This is a genomic window from Aeromonas sp. 55A (genome assembly GCF_051919665.1).
GTDB lineage: Bacteria > Pseudomonadota > Gammaproteobacteria > Enterobacterales > Aeromonadaceae > Aeromonas > Aeromonas veronii.
On sequence record NZ_JBQBEH010000008.1, the window covers coordinates 3,719,078 to 3,733,459 of the forward strand.

At 60.0% G+C, this 14,382-nt stretch carries 13 protein-coding genes and 1 riboswitch; of the genes, 6 read left to right on the forward strand and 7 right to left on the reverse strand.

The annotated features are described in order from the left end of the window. Positions 1-115: 115 nt before the first annotated feature. Positions 116-322 (reverse strand): DUF1107 domain-containing protein, encoded by a 207-nt coding sequence (locus ACTG2G_RS21160; protein WP_005336998.1) that lies wholly within the window; start codon positions 320-322, stop codon positions 116-118. A gap of 133 nt (positions 323-455) precedes the next feature. Further along, the gene (gene sixA / locus ACTG2G_RS21165) at positions 456-923 is read right to left on the reverse strand and encodes a phosphohistidine phosphatase SixA (RefSeq protein WP_005351311.1); all 468 of its coding nucleotides are present in this window, start codon (positions 921-923) and stop codon (positions 456-458) included. A 162-nt stretch (positions 924-1,085) separates the two neighbouring features. Between sixA and ACTG2G_RS21170 the strand changes: the two genes are divergently transcribed. Next, positions 1,086-3,872 carry an insulinase family protein gene (locus ACTG2G_RS21170; protein WP_421385915.1) on the forward strand — a complete coding sequence of 929 codons (2,787 nt, stop codon included), beginning with the start codon at positions 1,086-1,088 and terminating at the stop codon, positions 3,870-3,872. Positions 3,873-4,202: 330 nt separating this feature from the next. Here the strand turns inward: ACTG2G_RS21170 and ACTG2G_RS21175 are convergent, their stop codons facing one another. The 3 genes from ACTG2G_RS21175 to ACTG2G_RS21185 all read right to left on the reverse strand — a co-directional run bounded on the left by ACTG2G_RS21175 (position 4,203) and on the right by ACTG2G_RS21185 (position 7,546). Then, positions 4,203-4,850 carry a thiopurine S-methyltransferase gene (locus ACTG2G_RS21175; protein WP_429203850.1) on the reverse strand — a complete coding sequence of 216 codons (648 nt, stop codon included), beginning with the start codon at positions 4,848-4,850 and terminating at the stop codon, positions 4,203-4,205. A gap of 283 nt (positions 4,851-5,133) precedes the next feature. After that, on the reverse strand, positions 5,134-6,504 hold the full coding sequence (locus ACTG2G_RS21180) for a leucine-rich repeat-containing protein kinase family protein (protein ID WP_429203852.1): 1,371 nt from the start codon (positions 6,502-6,504) through the stop codon (positions 5,134-5,136). Between the two features lie 250 nt (positions 6,505-6,754). After that, positions 6,755-7,546 (reverse strand): alpha/beta fold hydrolase, encoded by a 792-nt coding sequence (locus ACTG2G_RS21185; RefSeq protein ID WP_005333728.1) that lies wholly within the window; start codon positions 7,544-7,546, stop codon positions 6,755-6,757. A 118-nt stretch (positions 7,547-7,664) separates the two neighbouring features. Here ACTG2G_RS21185 and ACTG2G_RS21190 point away from each other — a divergent pair, with 118 nt between their 5' ends. From ACTG2G_RS21190 to ACTG2G_RS21200, 3 genes are read left to right on the forward strand one after another with little or no spacing between them, the layout of a single operon-like run. Next, entirely contained in the window at positions 7,665-8,048 is a 384-nt protein-coding gene (locus ACTG2G_RS21190; RefSeq protein ID WP_429203854.1) for an MmcQ/YjbR family DNA-binding protein, read from the forward strand. After that, a complete protein-coding gene (locus ACTG2G_RS21195; protein WP_429203856.1) occupies positions 8,045-8,533 on the forward strand; it encodes a GNAT family N-acetyltransferase in 489 nt (162 codons plus the stop codon). Before ACTG2G_RS21190 ends, ACTG2G_RS21195 begins: the two co-directional genes overlap by 4 nt. 57 nt (positions 8,534-8,590) lie before the next feature. Next, entirely contained in the window at positions 8,591-8,926 is a 336-nt protein-coding gene (locus ACTG2G_RS21200) for a DUF3802 family protein (protein ID WP_043819587.1), read from the forward strand. 261 nt (positions 8,927-9,187) lie between these two features. Here the strand turns inward: ACTG2G_RS21200 and msrA are convergent, their stop codons facing one another. After that, a complete protein-coding gene (gene msrA, locus ACTG2G_RS21205; protein ID WP_005333739.1) occupies positions 9,188-9,820 on the reverse strand; it encodes a peptide-methionine (S)-S-oxide reductase MsrA in 633 nt (210 codons plus the stop codon). A gap of 268 nt (positions 9,821-10,088) precedes the next feature. Between msrA and argA the strand changes: the two genes are divergently transcribed. Both argA and lysC read left to right on the forward strand, forming a co-directional pair. Continuing rightward, positions 10,089-11,417, forward strand: a complete 1,329-nt coding sequence (gene argA / locus ACTG2G_RS21210) for an amino-acid N-acetyltransferase (RefSeq protein ID WP_005345063.1) — start codon at positions 10,089-10,091, stop codon at positions 11,415-11,417. 107 nt (positions 11,418-11,524) lie between these two features. Next, positions 11,525-11,748: riboswitch (Lysine riboswitch) on the forward strand. A 90-nt stretch (positions 11,749-11,838) separates the two neighbouring features. Next, complete coding sequence (gene lysC, locus ACTG2G_RS21215) at positions 11,839-13,191, forward strand: lysine-sensitive aspartokinase 3 (protein ID WP_429203858.1); 1,353 nt, start codon at positions 11,839-11,841, stop codon at positions 13,189-13,191. A gap of 81 nt (positions 13,192-13,272) precedes the next feature. Here lysC and ACTG2G_RS21220 read toward each other — a convergent pair whose 3' ends face one another. Then, on the reverse strand, positions 13,273-14,358 hold the full coding sequence (locus tag ACTG2G_RS21220; protein ID WP_429203860.1) for a hypothetical protein: 1,086 nt from the start codon (positions 14,356-14,358) through the stop codon (positions 13,273-13,275). Between the last annotated feature and the right edge of the window lie 24 nt (positions 14,359-14,382).

Here is a 14,382-nt window from a genome sequence, read left to right on the forward strand (position 1 = left end):
GGGAGAGAAACAAAGGTGTGGGCCTGAACAGCGACGCGGTGAACACCAGCCGCCAGAAACAAATATGCCCGCAAAAGTGCGGGCATATCAGTGCAGAAACAGGTTCAGAAGCGCATCACGCGGCATCCATGTGCAGTCTGGAAATCAGCTCGTTGACCTCGGTGACTGTCTGGCGGTGGGGAATATCCGCCGGATTCGGCATCAGCAACAAACCGGATTGGAAATCAAACCGCCCCCGACCATGGATGTAAATCCGACCTTTAAAGAAGGTTTTGACATGCTTTGCCACCATCAGTGGCAGGTACTTCTTGAACACTCTCATCGTTTGCAACCTCTTGCAGTTGTATCCGTATGACAGCAGCTTCTGCGAATTAATTCCGTAAAATATTTATAAAAATCCGGAAAACTCGCCCATCTCTTCCCAAAAAATTCAATCTATAACTTTTTATTAACTTTTAGCCTATTGTATGTGGCCCTTCGAGCCAGAGCAAGGCTCCTTTGCCATCGTGCCACTCGATACAGGCGATCCCTGAGGTGGCGAACATGGGTGCTCCTGCGGCCGGGCAGAGGCTTTGCACCAGATAACCCACCAGCGGCAGATGGCTGACCATCAGGATCTGGTCATGTTGCTGCGCCAGGGTGGTGAGGTAGCTGGCCACGAAAGCGGGATCACCGTAAGGGGTAATGTCGCCACTCTCTTCAACGGCTGCTGCGTCAGGTAATTCACTGCATATGGCTTGCCAGGTCTGGCGTGCCCGCAGATAGTTGCTGTGGATCACCCGATCCAGCGGGCCAATCAGCTGAGGCGCCAGCCAGCGGGCCATCTGGATAGACTCTTCAATACCCTGCTCGGTCAATGGACGCTGTTCATCTGTTTTCGCATTCATGCCAGCCTGGCCATGACGCATGATATAGATCTTCATTACAACCTCGCCCAACGGGCCTGTTTTGATAGCCGGGGGATCTTACCCCGCCACGGGTGTGGAAACAATTGCGCTACCTCTCAGAAAAGGGTTTGCCTGACGGGATAGCGGGGTCGATAATCATGTTTAAATTCAAATAAATCCAACGTGAGTCACACGCCAATGAGCCCATATGCCAGTCCCAATGACCATCGGCAATACCATTTTCTGGAGCTGACCAACCGGCTCAGGGTCTTGTTGATTTGTGATCCCGACACCGACAAATCCGCCGCCTCACTGGCGGTCAATACCGGCCATTTTGACGATCCCGCCGACCGGCAGGGAATGGCCCATTTTCTGGAGCACATGCTGTTTCTCGGCACCTGCACCTACCCCAAGCCTGGTGAGTACCAGCAATTTATGAGCCGTCATGGCGGCAGCAACAACGCCTGGACCGGCACCGAATTCACCAACTTCTTCTTCGAGATCGACAACGGCTTCTTCGAAGCGGGGCTGGATCGCTTCTCCCAGTTCTTTATCTGCCCCACCTTTGATCCGGAGTGGGTGGACAAGGAGCGCAACGCGGTCGACTCCGAGTATCGCCTCAAGCTGCAGGACGACATGCGCCGCAGCTATCAGGTGCATAAAGAGACAGTCAACCCGGCGCACCCCTTCTCCAAGTTCTCGGTGGGCAACCTCGATACCCTGGCCGATCTGCCGGGACGAGATCTGCGCTCCGACCTCATCAACTTCTACGAGAGCCACTACAGCGCGGATCGCATGGCGCTGGTGATGATCTCGCCGGAATCCATCGATACCCAGTTGCAGTGGTGCTGTCGCTACTTTGCTCCCATTTTGAATCGCAATTTGGGAACCCCGACCCTCACCATGCCACTCTACCGGCTCGATGATCTCGGCGTGCGCATCCACATCAATCCGGTCAAGGAGACCCGCAAGCTTTCGCTCAGCTTCCCTCTGCCCAATGTGGACGAGTTTTACGACAAGAAGCCCCTCACCTTCCTGAGCCATCTGATCGGTTATGAGGGGGATGGCAGCCTGCTCTCCCTGCTCAAGGCGAAAGGCTGGGTCAACCAGCTCTCGGCGGGCGGTGGCATCAGCGGCGCCAACTTCAAGGATTTTGGCGTCAACTTCGGCCTCACACCTCTGGGCCTTGAGCATGTGGACGACATCCTCGCCGCCCTGTTTGGCTATCTGAAACTGATTGGCCGCGAAGGGTTGCAGAGCTGGCGCTACGACGAAAAACGGACCGTGCTCGAATCGGCGTTCCGCTTTCAGGAGCGCGGCCGCCCCCTCGATACGGTGTCAGGGCTGGTGCTCAACCTATTTAGCTACAAACCTGAGGATCTGCTCTACGGCGACTACATGATGCGCGAATATGACGAGGGGCTGATCCGCCGCTTCCTTGCCAAGCTCAGCCCGCATAACCTGCGCATCACCATCACTGCGCCGGAAGTGGCGACCGATCGGCTGGCCCGCTGGTATCAGACCCCCTACAGCGTGGCGACTATTACCGAGGCCGAGAAAATTCGCTGGCAGCAGAGCGAACCGGATCCGGCGCTGGCGCTACCCAAGCCCAACCCCTTTATCAGCAGTAGGCTCGATCCGCGCACACCCGAACTTGCCGCCGACATGCCAGCCTGCCTTATCGATCGCCCCGGTTTTCGCCTCTGGCACCTCCATGAGCACCTGTTCAGCGTGCCCAAGGGCAATCTCTACATCTCCATCGACAGCGAACATGCGGTCAAAAATCCGCGCAATATCGCCATGGCGCGCCTCGCCGTGGAGCTGTTGGCCGACCACCTCAACGCCCTCACCTATCCGGCGGAGCTGGCGGGGCTGGGTTACCAGATCTATGCCCATCAGGGGGGCTTTACCATCAACCTGAGCGGTTTTGCCGACAAGCAGCCGCTGTTGCTCGACATGATCCTCGGCAACCGCACTCTGGGGTATCCGGATCCGGGTCGCTTCGCCGAAATCAAGGAGCAGCTCATCCGCAACTGGGACAACCAGTCCAAGGCGCGCCCAATCTCCCAGCTCTTTAACCAGCTCACCAGCTTGCTACAACCGAACAACCCGCCGTTCGAGCAGTTGCTGCGCCACCTGCGCACGGTAGAGTTGGAGGAGATGCCCGGCTTCGTGGCCCAGCTGTTTGGCGAGGTGCATGTCGAGGCACTGGTGCATGGCGACTGGACTGCCGCGGAAGCACTGGAGCTGGCCGCACTGATGGAGCGCCACCTGAGCGACATCAATGGCACCAGCAGCAAGCCGAGCGGCGAGACCCGCCGCCCGCTCATCTCCATTCAGGACAGGGGTACCCTTATTCGCGAGCAGGGTTGCGATCACGAGGACTCGGCACTGCTGGTCTACTACCAGTCCCGCACCACCCGGGCGCGGGATCTCGCCTGCTTCACCCTGGCAAACCACATCATGTCCTCCACCTTCTTCCACGAGCTGCGTACCCGTCAGCAACTGGGGTATGTGGTGGGCGCAGGTAACCTGCCCCTCAATCGCCACCCAGGCCTGATCTTCTATATCCAGTCGCCGGTGGCGGGGCCGCAGATCCTGCTCGATGCGGTGGAGGAGTTTATCGACCTCTTCCCGCTCGCCATGCTCGAATTCACCGAGCAGCAGTGGCAGGAGAGCAAGGCGGGGCTGCAAGCCCAGCTGAGCGAGCGGGATGCCAATCTGCGCAGTCGCGGCCAGCGGTTGTGGGTCAGTATTGGCAACAAGGATCTGGGGTTCGATCAGCGGGAGCGGGTCTGCGACGAGGTGGGCAAGTTGAGCCGCGCCGATCTGGTGCGCTTTATCACCCAGTTGCGATCGCGCACCTCCGATCGGCTGATCCTCTGCAGCTATGGTCAGGGGCACGAACATGACGAGCGGATCACCGGCCAGTTTATCGATGATCCACGGGCATTTCGGCTCAATGCCGCCACCTTCGAGGCCTGATCAGGCCTCGACATCCCCCGTTTTTCCTGCCCACCGCAAATCACAGACAATAAAAAGCCGACCCATCAGGGTCGGCTGGAAAAACCATAACAATTGCGACCAAAGCCGCCAAAAGTGAACATGAGCGTGAAAATCAGACACTGAGTTGCTGATCAGCAAGCGGGAAAGACCCGATACTCGCTTTGCAATGCCAACAGTGATTGAGAAACAGCCTCATATTAGGCACTCCCCCCGCCAGTCACGTTGATCTACGTCAAAGGAGGTAGCGAAGAGCGCGTAGCCCGATGATTTGTCGGCGCAGATCACCCTTTGCCCGCCCGTAGCTGCCCGTTAGCCACGGCGAACCAGCCGGTAGGCTACCTCATCGAAGTAGGAGAGCTGACCCGACAGCACCCGCGGGTGATCCACCTCGGCGGCGCGCCCCAGCACCTCGATACGAAAGTCCCGTTCAAACAGCGCCCGCACCTCCATCTCTCCCACCGAGAAGGGGGGATGACTCTGCTGCTCAGGCTGATATTCGAGGGTTACCAGCAGGATCTGGCCACCGGTCTCGACCAGCGAACTGATCAGGGCTGCATACTGGCGGCGCATCGCGGTCGGCAGGGCGATCAGCGCCGCGCGGTCATAGACCAGCCGGTAACGGCGACCCAGACTGGGGGCGGCGAAAAAATCCCCCTGAAAAATGCGCAGGCTGTCCACCTGATGGCACTGATAAGGGCCCACTTCGCTGACGGTCGCGGCGAGCTGGTTTTCACTGAAGAACTGGCTGACGGCAAGGCTCGATAGCTCGAAACCGTCGACCGGATGACCCTGAGCGCTCAGCCAGAGCATGTCGCGGGACTTGCCACACAGGGGAACCAGCACCGGCTCGTCCGCTTGCTGGGCTGACCACCAGGATTGCAGCCAGTGGTTGAAGTCCGCCTGATGAAAGCCAATCCGGTTCTCTTCCCAACGCTGATGCCAAAACGCAGCTTCCATCGTTATTACCCTTCTGTACTAAAGATGCCTCAATATCACAACTTAACCGGCACCACGCAACCCTCTGCCATTCCCTTTTTGCTGCGCAGCCTCTGCGTGTTATCGAGCGAATGACGGGACGTCACTTTGCCGTGCGCCTCGCAGTCGCAATGAGCGCTATTGGGTGCGTTTATGACGGGCAGAGGTATACCAACCCATGCAAAAACGTCATGGGTGTATGGCGATGAATGAATAAAAGGAATGACGTTGGCAGGCCACAACGTGCCTGCCAACGCCAGAAAGATCACGACAGCGTGGCGCGAGCAACCACCAGCTGACGCTCAATATAAGCAAAATCGGGGCGTTCGGAGGGGAGTTCCGAGAGGCAGGCCGCTTTGAGCTGATGCAACCTATCGAGCGGTGAGTCTTGCGTATCGCAATGGGCCAGCAGCTCCTCCAGCAGGCAGCCAAAAGCGCGCACTTCCAGTCGTTCAAGGCCCAGCGCCCGCTCGCGGTCGCTGCGGTCATATAAAGAAGCCGCACCAAAATCCCCCAGCAGGGCGCGAGCCGGTGCGTCAGGCCCGCGGGCAAACAGGATATTGTGACCGTAGAGATCCCCGTGCATGATGCCCGCGCGGTGCAGATGGCCCGCCACCGAGGCGATGCCGTGGGCCATCGCCAGCGCATCCGGCACACTCAGATGCAGCCCCTCGGGATAGACATCTCGGGTGCAGGAGTCCAGGCTCGGCGGCCCGGCCAGATTGGCAAAGGCCGGGTCGATCAGCTCCATTACCAGCACCGGAATACCGGAGGGGTGATCCGCCACCTTGCCTATCACCTTGATAAGGTTGGGATGAGTGCCCGCCGCCAGCGACGCCGCCATCTCGCACTGGGGCAAGCCATCGCTGGTCACCGCCCCCTTGAACAGCTTGACCGCCACCTGACTGGCATCGCCTCTGCCGCTGGCCTGAATCACTGCATCAGCAGGATTAGCCACTAGGGTGGCGCGATGGATAACGCCGGATGCTCCCTGCCCCAGCAGCTCGCCCAGCGCCAGCGTCTCCCAGGCAATCGGCGTGACATGGGCATCATCGATGGCCCGCGCCTCCTCCCCTTCGCTAAAGGGGTTGCCGGAGTAGGCAAGCCATGAAAGGCGCGGCAGCGAGAGCAGCCACTCGGGGAAGCGTTCGATGCGATTGGCGGCGATGCGCAGTAGCTCAAGACGGCGGCAATTGGCAAGACTCGCAGGCAGCTCGCGCAGGCGGTTGCCCGCCAGCATCAGCTTTTGCAGAGCGTCGCACTGGCCCAGCTCATCAGGCAGGTGCTCAATTGCGTTATCGGTCAGGATCAGCCAGCGCAAACCCGCAGGCAGCGCCTTGGCCGAGACGGTAGCAATCCGGTTGGCCTTAAAACCCACCATGGTGAGCGCCGGGCAGCGCCCCAGCACCTCGGGCAGCTCGGTAAAGCGGTTCTCGGAGCAGAAGATAATGCGCAGTTTGCTGAACCCGGCCAGCTCGTCAGGGAGTGCGCTTAGCTGGTTACCGGTGAGATCCAGCACCTCCAGCGTCTCTTTCAGGCTCAAAATCTCGCTGGGGAACTCCGTCAGATTTTCAGAGAGCTTCAGATGGCGGGCACCGCACAGTTCACCTGCGCGCAGCTGTTCCAGAGTATGCATAACCGTTTCTCAATCCTGATGATCTGCCTGATGACGTAGCAAGCCATCAGCGCGCGCCGAACCGGGATCCGGCGGTTTTAAAGGGGGGAATTATAAAGAATCAGGGGGGCAGATCACCCCTTGTAGCTTGAAAGTATGCGGCTTATACGATCGCCAAGACAGCGACATCTATTGCACGTTGGCAGCGCTTTGCTCGCGGCTGCTTGCAATGCCGCTGTGGCATGACCTGAATGCGCAGCGTAACGAATCCTTATTTCCGTCCGCCCCCCAGCGATTGAATAAATGCCAGCGTACGACGATTAAACTGCTCCGGCTGTTCCACATTGCAGACATGGCCACACTGTTCAATGACCGCCAGCGAGGAGCTGGCATCGCGGGCCACCTGTTCGCGCACCGGGGCCAGAAACATATGATCCTCCTCCCCCATCACATAAAGGGTGGGAATGGGCAGGGAGCGTTCGCGGAAGTAACGCATCAGGGGGTTAACCTCGGTGGCGAGGCGGAACCAGCGTTTGAACTCTTTCTGGCAGAGCTTGCGGGCTTCGCGCACAAAGAGGTTGCGCGACTCCTGATGGTGCTGGCGCGGCATGATGATGAAGGCAAACAGCCGGTAGAGCCACATATAGGGCAGGAAGTGCTGGCCGAGTCGGCCCAGTTGCACCAGCACCCGCGAGCGGATATCGAGCCGCAGGATAGCGCCCCCCAGTACCATGCTTTTCACCCGCTCCGGGCAGAGCTCGGCCAGATGGCGAATAAGGATGGTGCCAAGGGATATGCCGACAAAGTGGGCGCGGCGGATATCGAGATGATCGAGCAGCCGAACGATATCTTCGGTCACTTCCCGAAAGCTGTAGTGGCCCTTGACCACCTGTTGCAGCTGGTGGGACTGGCCGTGGCCGCGCAAGTCCAGCAACAGCACGTTGAAGTGCTCGCGATAGGCGCGCAGCTGCTTGAACCAGATGGAGGAGCTGCCACCGGCGCCGTGGACAAACACCACCCAATCCCGCTCGGGACCCAGTTCGAAAGTCTTGTGATACAACATCCAATAGGCTCCCTTGGTGATGGGGGGTATACTCGGCTGCGCGCATATTAACAGAACAGGCCCGCCGATAGATATGCGCCTGACATGACCCGGATCACCCCTTGCGCGAGAACTTTCCATGGATTTGACCCGTTTGCGCCACTTTCTGCTGACCCTGCCGGGCACCACCGAAGATACCCCGTTTGGCCCGGAGATCCTGGTCTACCGCATCGCGGGCAAGATGTTCGCGCTGGTGGATTGGCAGGCCGAGCCGCTCACCATCAACCTCAAATGCGAGCCCGAGCTGGCGTTGCTGCTGCGCGAGATCCACCCCGAGGTCAAACCGGGCTGGCATATGAACAAGCAACACTGGAACACAGTGACCCTGAACAGCACCTTGCCAGATGATCTGTGGCAAGGCTGGGTGCACCACTCCTATGAGCGGGTTGTCGCGGGTCTGCCCAAAGCCAAACGACCACAGGCGCCGCGCCCCCTCCCCCCTACTGACGGCCCGACCTTATGACGCCAGCACTTAGTCCAGCACTTTGCATTGTCCCCCTTGGCGAGGCACATATCCCCGCTCTCGTAACCCTGTTTGAGCAGGCGGTGCGACGCTGCGGCCCCGAACACTACAGCGCCGAGCAGGTGGAGCAGTGGGCCCTCGGTTCACAACATCCGGGCTTTGTCAGCCAGCTGCGCGAGCACCACGGCTGGGTGGCGGAGCAGGCAAATGTGCCCCTCGGGTTTGTCACTCTGAGCCCCGATGGCCACCTCAGCCTGCTCTATGTGAGCGCCGACTATCAGCGCCAGGGACTAGGCAATCTGCTGCTCACCACGGCGCTCGCGGGGGCCAGAGGGCTCGGTCTGACCCTCATCACCACCGAGGCCAGCGCCTTCAGTTATGAGCTATTTTTACGACATGGCTTTACGTTGACCGGGCTGGAGTGCGTGGAGCGGGGCGGAGTCAGTTTTACTCGCCATCGCCTGCACTGCTGCTTGCCAAGCTAGGGCAAGCCACTAAAATACGCTTAATTTTCGTATTGTTACTGTATTGAGGCAGCAACCATGGTGGTAGAAAGTGAAGGCTATATCTCGCTGATCGAGTATCTGGTGGAGAGTTTGGGACTGTTTGAATCCCAACAGCAGAACGATGGTGAAGAGACCATCGAAGATCTGGTCAGTGGCCGTGTTGCCAGCAACCTGATGGCCATTTGCGAGCAAAACCCCCAGCTCGATGCCAAGGTGCGTTTCGCCATCATGCAGGAGGCCGACGCCGTGGTCGCCGATCTGGAAGAGGTGCTCTCTGCCGTCTGGCTGCGCGCCCCGACCCCGGAACAGAAAACCTTCCTCATCGAGTTTATCGATCTCATCAAGAACCTGTTCGACAGCGCCATCGGCTGATGTGCCGTCCGGCTCTCCCGCCCAACGCAAGATTTCAAAGCAGCAGATAAGGAAAAGGGCCGCCTTGGTGGGCAGCCCTGCTTGCTATCATTTTCAACCCGCCAGTGCGTTCATTCATCAGGCGGTTATCAAGGCAAGAAATGTGTCTGGACTTTGCATCCGATCCCTGGACGCTACCTAGTTAGTCCCGACTGGTCGCAATAAGTTCCCTCCTCCGACCATTTATTTTCACTTTTATTAAGAAATCGACTACAAACCTGTTCAGCGGTTCAGGCTGGGCGGCAAACAGACTCCAATGCCACCCAATCCGCAGTAACCATCCGGGTTTTTCTCCAGATATTGCTGATGGTAATCCTCGGCGTAGTAGAAGGGCGCCAGCGGCAGAATGCGGGTAGTGATGGCACGGCTGTCACCGCTTGCCGCCATCGCCTGCTGGTAGGCCGCCATGCTCTGCTGGGCAATGATCTGCTGGCTCTCGTCACCATAGAAGATCACCGAGCGATACTGGGTGCCAATGTCCCCGCCCTGACGCATCCCCTGAGCCGGATCGTGCTGCTCCCAGAACAGTCTGAGCAGATCGCCGTAGCTGATCACCGCCGGATCAAACACCACCTGCACCGTCTCGGCATGGCCGGTCAGGCCACTGCACACCTCTTTGTAGGTAGGATTCTGGGTCACGCCGCCCTGATAACCTGCCGCGGTGGAGTAGACGCCCGGCTGCTGCCAGAACAGGCGCTCCACGCCCCAGAAGCAACCCATGCCAAACCAGGCGATCGCCATGTTCTCGGGCCAGGGACCCTGGGTCGGGTTGCCGTTCACCGCATGCTGCTGACCAATCACCATCGCTTCGCGTCGTCCCGGCAGGGCATCTGCCGGTGAAATAATCTGTTCCATGAATTCTGTCCTTGTATAAAACCCTGTGAAATCACACAGCTGACGAAAAGAAGCATCGAAGATAGCAGTTTATCGCGCCGGATCAACCGGCGGCCCCCTCCCCGCTCGCCCCAACGGCCATCTGCGCTTCCAACCATCCTTTCCCGATCCGCACTGCCAAGCCGCCCCTCGTAGACCAGAAACGGCCAAAATCAATATTTAGTCTTGATTTGTGAATTAATTTTCATATATTGAGCCAATCGCTGTTTTTTTATGGAAGAAATATCAAGTGCGTGAACGCGAACCCAGTCTGGTCAATGCCTTCCGGCAATCCACCCCCTATGTCAATGTGCATCGGGGTGCCACCTTTGTGCTGATGATGGGGGGAGAAGCCATCTGCCACCCCAACTTCGCCAATATCGTCAGCGATATCGCTCTGCTGCAGACACTGGGCATACGCCTGGTGCTGGTGTTTGGTTCACGTCCGCAAAACGATGAAGCGCTGGCCCGCGCCGGTATCGAGGCCCAGTATCACAAGCGGATCCGGGTCACCGATGACGAGAGTTTTACCATCATCAAACAGGTGTGTGGCGGCCTGCAATACGACATCACCGCCCAGCTATCCATGGGGCTCGCGAACACCCCAATGCAGGGGGCGCGGATCAGCGTGGTGAGCGGCAACTTCGTCACTGCTCAGCCGCTGGGGGTGGATGATGGCATCGACTTTTGCCACAGCGGCCGGGTGCGCCGCATCGACGTGGAGGGGATCACCCGCCAGCTCGATCAGAAGAGTCTGGTGCTTATCTCCCCCATCGGCTGCTCGGTCACCGGCGAGAGCTTTAACCTGAGCTCGGAAGAGGTGGCCCGCCGGGTGGCGGTCGACCTCAAGGCGGACAAGCTTATCTGCTTTAGCAGCACCCAGGGGGTAATGGACAGACGCGGCGAAGCCATCTCCGAGCTCTTCCCCGAGCAGGCCGAAGAGCTGCTGGTGGAGCTGGAACAAGCGGGCGAAGAGATGTCTGGCACCGCCCGCTACCTGCGCGCGGCCATTGCCTCCTGCCGTGGCGGGGTGCCCCGCTCCCATCTGGTGAGCTATCAGGATGATGGCGCCATGCTGCAGGAGCTGTTCAGCCGTGACGGCCTCGGCACCCAGATAGTGCGGGAAAGTGCCGAGCAGGCCCGCGCCGCCACCATCGAGGATATCGGCGGCATTCTGGATCTGATCCGCCCGCTGGAGGAGGAAGGCATTCTGGTGCGCCGCTCCCGCGAGCAGCTGGAGATGGAGATCGACAAGTTCACCATCATCGAGCGCGATGGCCTCATCATCGGCTGCGCGGCCCTCTACTGCTTTATGGAAGAGGCGATGGCGGAGATGGCCTGCGTCGCCATCCACCCAGACTATCGCAACTCCAACCGGGGGGATCAGCTGGTGGCCAAGGTGGCCGAGCGGGCCAAGCGGCTCGGCATTCGCCGCCTGTTCGTGCTTACCACCCGCTCCATCCACTGGTTCCGGGAGCGGGGCTTCGATCCGCTGGAAGTGGAAGATCTGCCGGTGGCGCGCCAGCGTCTCTACAACTGGCAGCGCCGTTCCAAGGTTTTGTCAAAGACCATTGCCTAAGTCATTGATCCTGCGTTGAGTTAACCGACAATTTGAACTTTTTCACAAACTCGATTGACAGTGCAATCCAACGCAGGGTATTTCTAAATGCACTCCACCGCCCTAGTGGAGCCAGAAGAGGAGCGCTGCCCAGGCAGCCCAAGGGAGGACGCCAGCGTCCGGTGAACTTGGGTCAGGGGGAGCAGCGCCGAGACGAATGAGGAGACTGGTAACCTCAACGTCGGCTGCGGGGGCTGAATCCCCCGGGTTGTCATCGGTAGTGATCATCCCCCACCGCGCCCTGTCAGGGGCGGTACGGGATGGGCTCTGCAGGTGGAGTGCTTCTGGCCGGGATAGCTTCGTTCATTCCTGCCATTTTCAGCCTCCTCCTCTCTTTTTTGCCCGATGGAACCGGAATCTTAAAATAAGACAGGAGTAAGCAATGAGCCCGATCAATGTCGCCAAGTTTGGCGGAACCAGTGTCGCCAACTTCCCGGCCATGAATCACTGCGCCGACATCGTGCTGGCCAATCCCGCCACCCGGGTGGTGGTACTGAGCGCCAGCGCCGGTGTCACCAACCTGCTGGTCGCTCTGGCACAAGGGGAGCAGGACGAAGCGGGCCGCGACGAGCAGCTGGCCAAACTGGCCGGGATCCAGCAAGCCATTCTGGCCGATCTCGGCAACCCCGTTGATGTGAGCGCCCTCATTCATGGCCAGCTGGACGAAATTCGCCTCATGGCCCAGCAAGCTCACCAGCATACCGATGCGGAGCTGGCCGACCGCCTCATCGCCTGCGGCGAGCTGATGTCTACCCGCCTCTTTACCGAGCTGCTGCGCCAGCGCGGCGTCAAGGCCCACTGGCAGGATGTGCGCCAGCTGATGCGCACCGACAGCCGCTTTGGCAAGGCCACCGTCGATCTGGCCACCACCCGAACCCTCTGCCAGCAGACGCTGGGCCCGCAGCTTGGCGACAGCATGATCATCACCCAGGGCTTTATCGGTGCCGATGGCGATGGCCGCACCACCACGCTGGGGCGCGGCGGCTCTGACTACAGCGCAGCCCTGCTCGCCGAAGCGCTCGATGCCGCCAGTATCGAGATCTGGACCGATGTGCCCGGCATCTACACCACGGATCCGCGCCTCGTCACCCGCGCCCGCCCCATTCCCGAAATCAGCTTTGTCGAAGCGGCCGAGATGGCAACCTTCGGCGCCAAGGTGCTGCACCCCGCCACCCTGCAACCGGCGGTACGCCAGAATATTCCGGTGTTTGTCGGCTCAGCCAAGGATCCCGCCGCCGGTGGTACCTGGATCCGCGCCAGCACAGATTCAAGCCCGCTGTTTCGCGCCGTCGCCCTGCGCCGCCAGCAGGTGCTGGTGACCCTGCACAGCCTCAACATGTTCCACGCCTACGGCTTTTTGGCCGAAGTGTTCGGCATTCTGGCCCGTCACCGCATCTCGGTCGACCTCATCACTACCTCGGAAGTGAGCGTGTCACTGACGCTGGATCACACCGGCAGCCAGAGTAACGGCGAACCGATCCTGAGCGACAAGGTACTGACCGAGCTGGGGCAGCTCTGCAAGGTGGAGGTGGAAACCGGTCTGGCACTGGTGGCGCTCATCGGCAACCGGATGAGCGAAGTGAACGGGGTGGGCAGTCAGGTCTTTGACGCCCTGCGCGAGCACAACATCCGGATGATCTGCTACGGCGCCAGCGCCCACAACCTCTGCTTCCTGGTCAAGGAGAGCGAGGCGGGCAATATCGTCAACCGCCTCCATCAGGAGTTGCTGGACTGACCCTCACCCGAGGCAATTCCGGCCATGCAACAGGGCGCCAACACGGCGCCCTGTTCATTTGTATTCCGCGGATGTGTTAGCTCAGGCAAGGCTGGTGGCTGGCAACTGACAGGCGACGGCTTCCCGGCGCAGTTGCTGCAAGCGGGCCAGCAGCCCGGTCTGGCCCAACTCAGTCTCCTGGGGCGAGAGATTGTCCACCAGCAGCGGATAGTGATCCGTCACCGCCTGCATCAACCAGTCGAGGCGACGCAGGGTGAGCGGGCCGCAGCTCTGCCCGCTCAGATCATCGGCCACATCGAGTCGGTGGCTGCGATACATGTCACGCCACCAGTTGGCGACCAGCGCCTCGTCGCTCGCCAGCGCGGCGCTCCACTCCCCTTGCAGGGCGTGCAGGCGGGCCAGCACGGGCGCGCTGGCCCCTTCACGGATCAGGTGGTGGATCTCCCGTTTCACCCATTTCAGACAAAGCTCGCGCCAGTAGCGAAATTGCGGCAGAGGATCGGCCTCATCGAGCAAGAGTCCGGAGAGGGTGCGGGTCTCCAGCCGCTCCGGCACATGGAACTGCGGGTCGACCAGACCGTTGGAGTTGTATTCAAAGCGGGGATCGAAGGTCCACATATAGCCAAAGTCGAACACGCAGATCTGCTCGCCGTCATCAAGCAGGTTGCCCGGGCTCGGGTCCCAGTCAAACCAGCCCCAGCGCGCCAGCTCCCCCTGCACCTCCAGCATCTGGGCCAGATTGCGTTCGTTGAGCTGATGGACCGGCACACCCCGCAACCAGGGGGAGACCAGCACCCCGGCCCGCGCCGAGCCAAAGCTGGTGCAGACCACGTGGGAGAGGACAGTAGGATGCAGCTCGCGCAGCGCCTCGATTTCGCGCCGCCGCTCCAGCTCGGTCAAAAAGGCGGTCTTGCCATCAAGATTGGCCACCAGTGAATCCTGACGACGCCGCTTGAGGCACCAGTGATGCCCCTCCACCTTGAGGTGAAACACCTCGGCGGTGAGACCGTGGCGATAGACCTTGACCACAGCCGGATGGCTATCCTTCAGCTTGACCAGTTGGGCCAGCGGCAGCGGGCAGTCGCGCTCGCGTCCGATCCGGATCTCTTCCTTGCTCTCCAGCATGCGCAGCAATCTGGCCTGACGTGCCATCACTTTGGGATTCATACATGTACCTCCAGTCGCTATCGA

Excerpts from the sequence above, each read along its gene's own strand:
- ACTG2G_RS21170 (WP_421385915.1), top strand. The coding sequence starts at position 1,086 with ATGAGCCCATATGCCAGTCCCAATGACCATCGGCAATACCATTTTCTG.
- ACTG2G_RS21185 (WP_005333728.1), bottom strand. The coding sequence starts at position 7,546 with ATGTTGTATCACAAGACTTTCGAACTGGGTCCCGAGCGGGATTGGGTG.
- sixA (WP_005351311.1), bottom strand. The coding sequence starts at position 923 with ATGAAGATCTATATCATGCGTCATGGCCAGGCTGGCATGAATGCGAAA.
- ACTG2G_RS21160 (WP_005336998.1), bottom strand. The coding sequence starts at position 322 with ATGAGAGTGTTCAAGAAGTACCTGCCACTGATGGTGGCAAAGCATGTC.
- ACTG2G_RS21190 (WP_429203854.1), top strand. The coding sequence starts at position 7,665 with ATGGATTTGACCCGTTTGCGCCACTTTCTGCTGACCCTGCCGGGCACC.
- ACTG2G_RS21220 (WP_429203860.1), bottom strand. The coding sequence starts at position 14,358 with ATGAATCCCAAAGTGATGGCACGTCAGGCCAGATTGCTGCGCATGCTG.
- ACTG2G_RS21175 (WP_429203850.1), bottom strand. The coding sequence starts at position 4,850 with ATGGAAGCTGCGTTTTGGCATCAGCGTTGGGAAGAGAACCGGATTGGC.
- lysC (WP_429203858.1), top strand. The coding sequence starts at position 11,839 with ATGAGCCCGATCAATGTCGCCAAGTTTGGCGGAACCAGTGTCGCCAAC.
- ACTG2G_RS21200 (WP_043819587.1), top strand. The coding sequence starts at position 8,591 with ATGGTGGTAGAAAGTGAAGGCTATATCTCGCTGATCGAGTATCTGGTG.
- ACTG2G_RS21195 (WP_429203856.1), top strand. The coding sequence starts at position 8,045 with ATGACGCCAGCACTTAGTCCAGCACTTTGCATTGTCCCCCTTGGCGAG.
- msrA (WP_005333739.1), bottom strand. The coding sequence starts at position 9,820 with ATGGAACAGATTATTTCACCGGCAGATGCCCTGCCGGGACGACGCGAA.
- ACTG2G_RS21180 (WP_429203852.1), bottom strand. The coding sequence starts at position 6,504 with ATGCATACTCTGGAACAGCTGCGCGCAGGTGAACTGTGCGGTGCCCGC.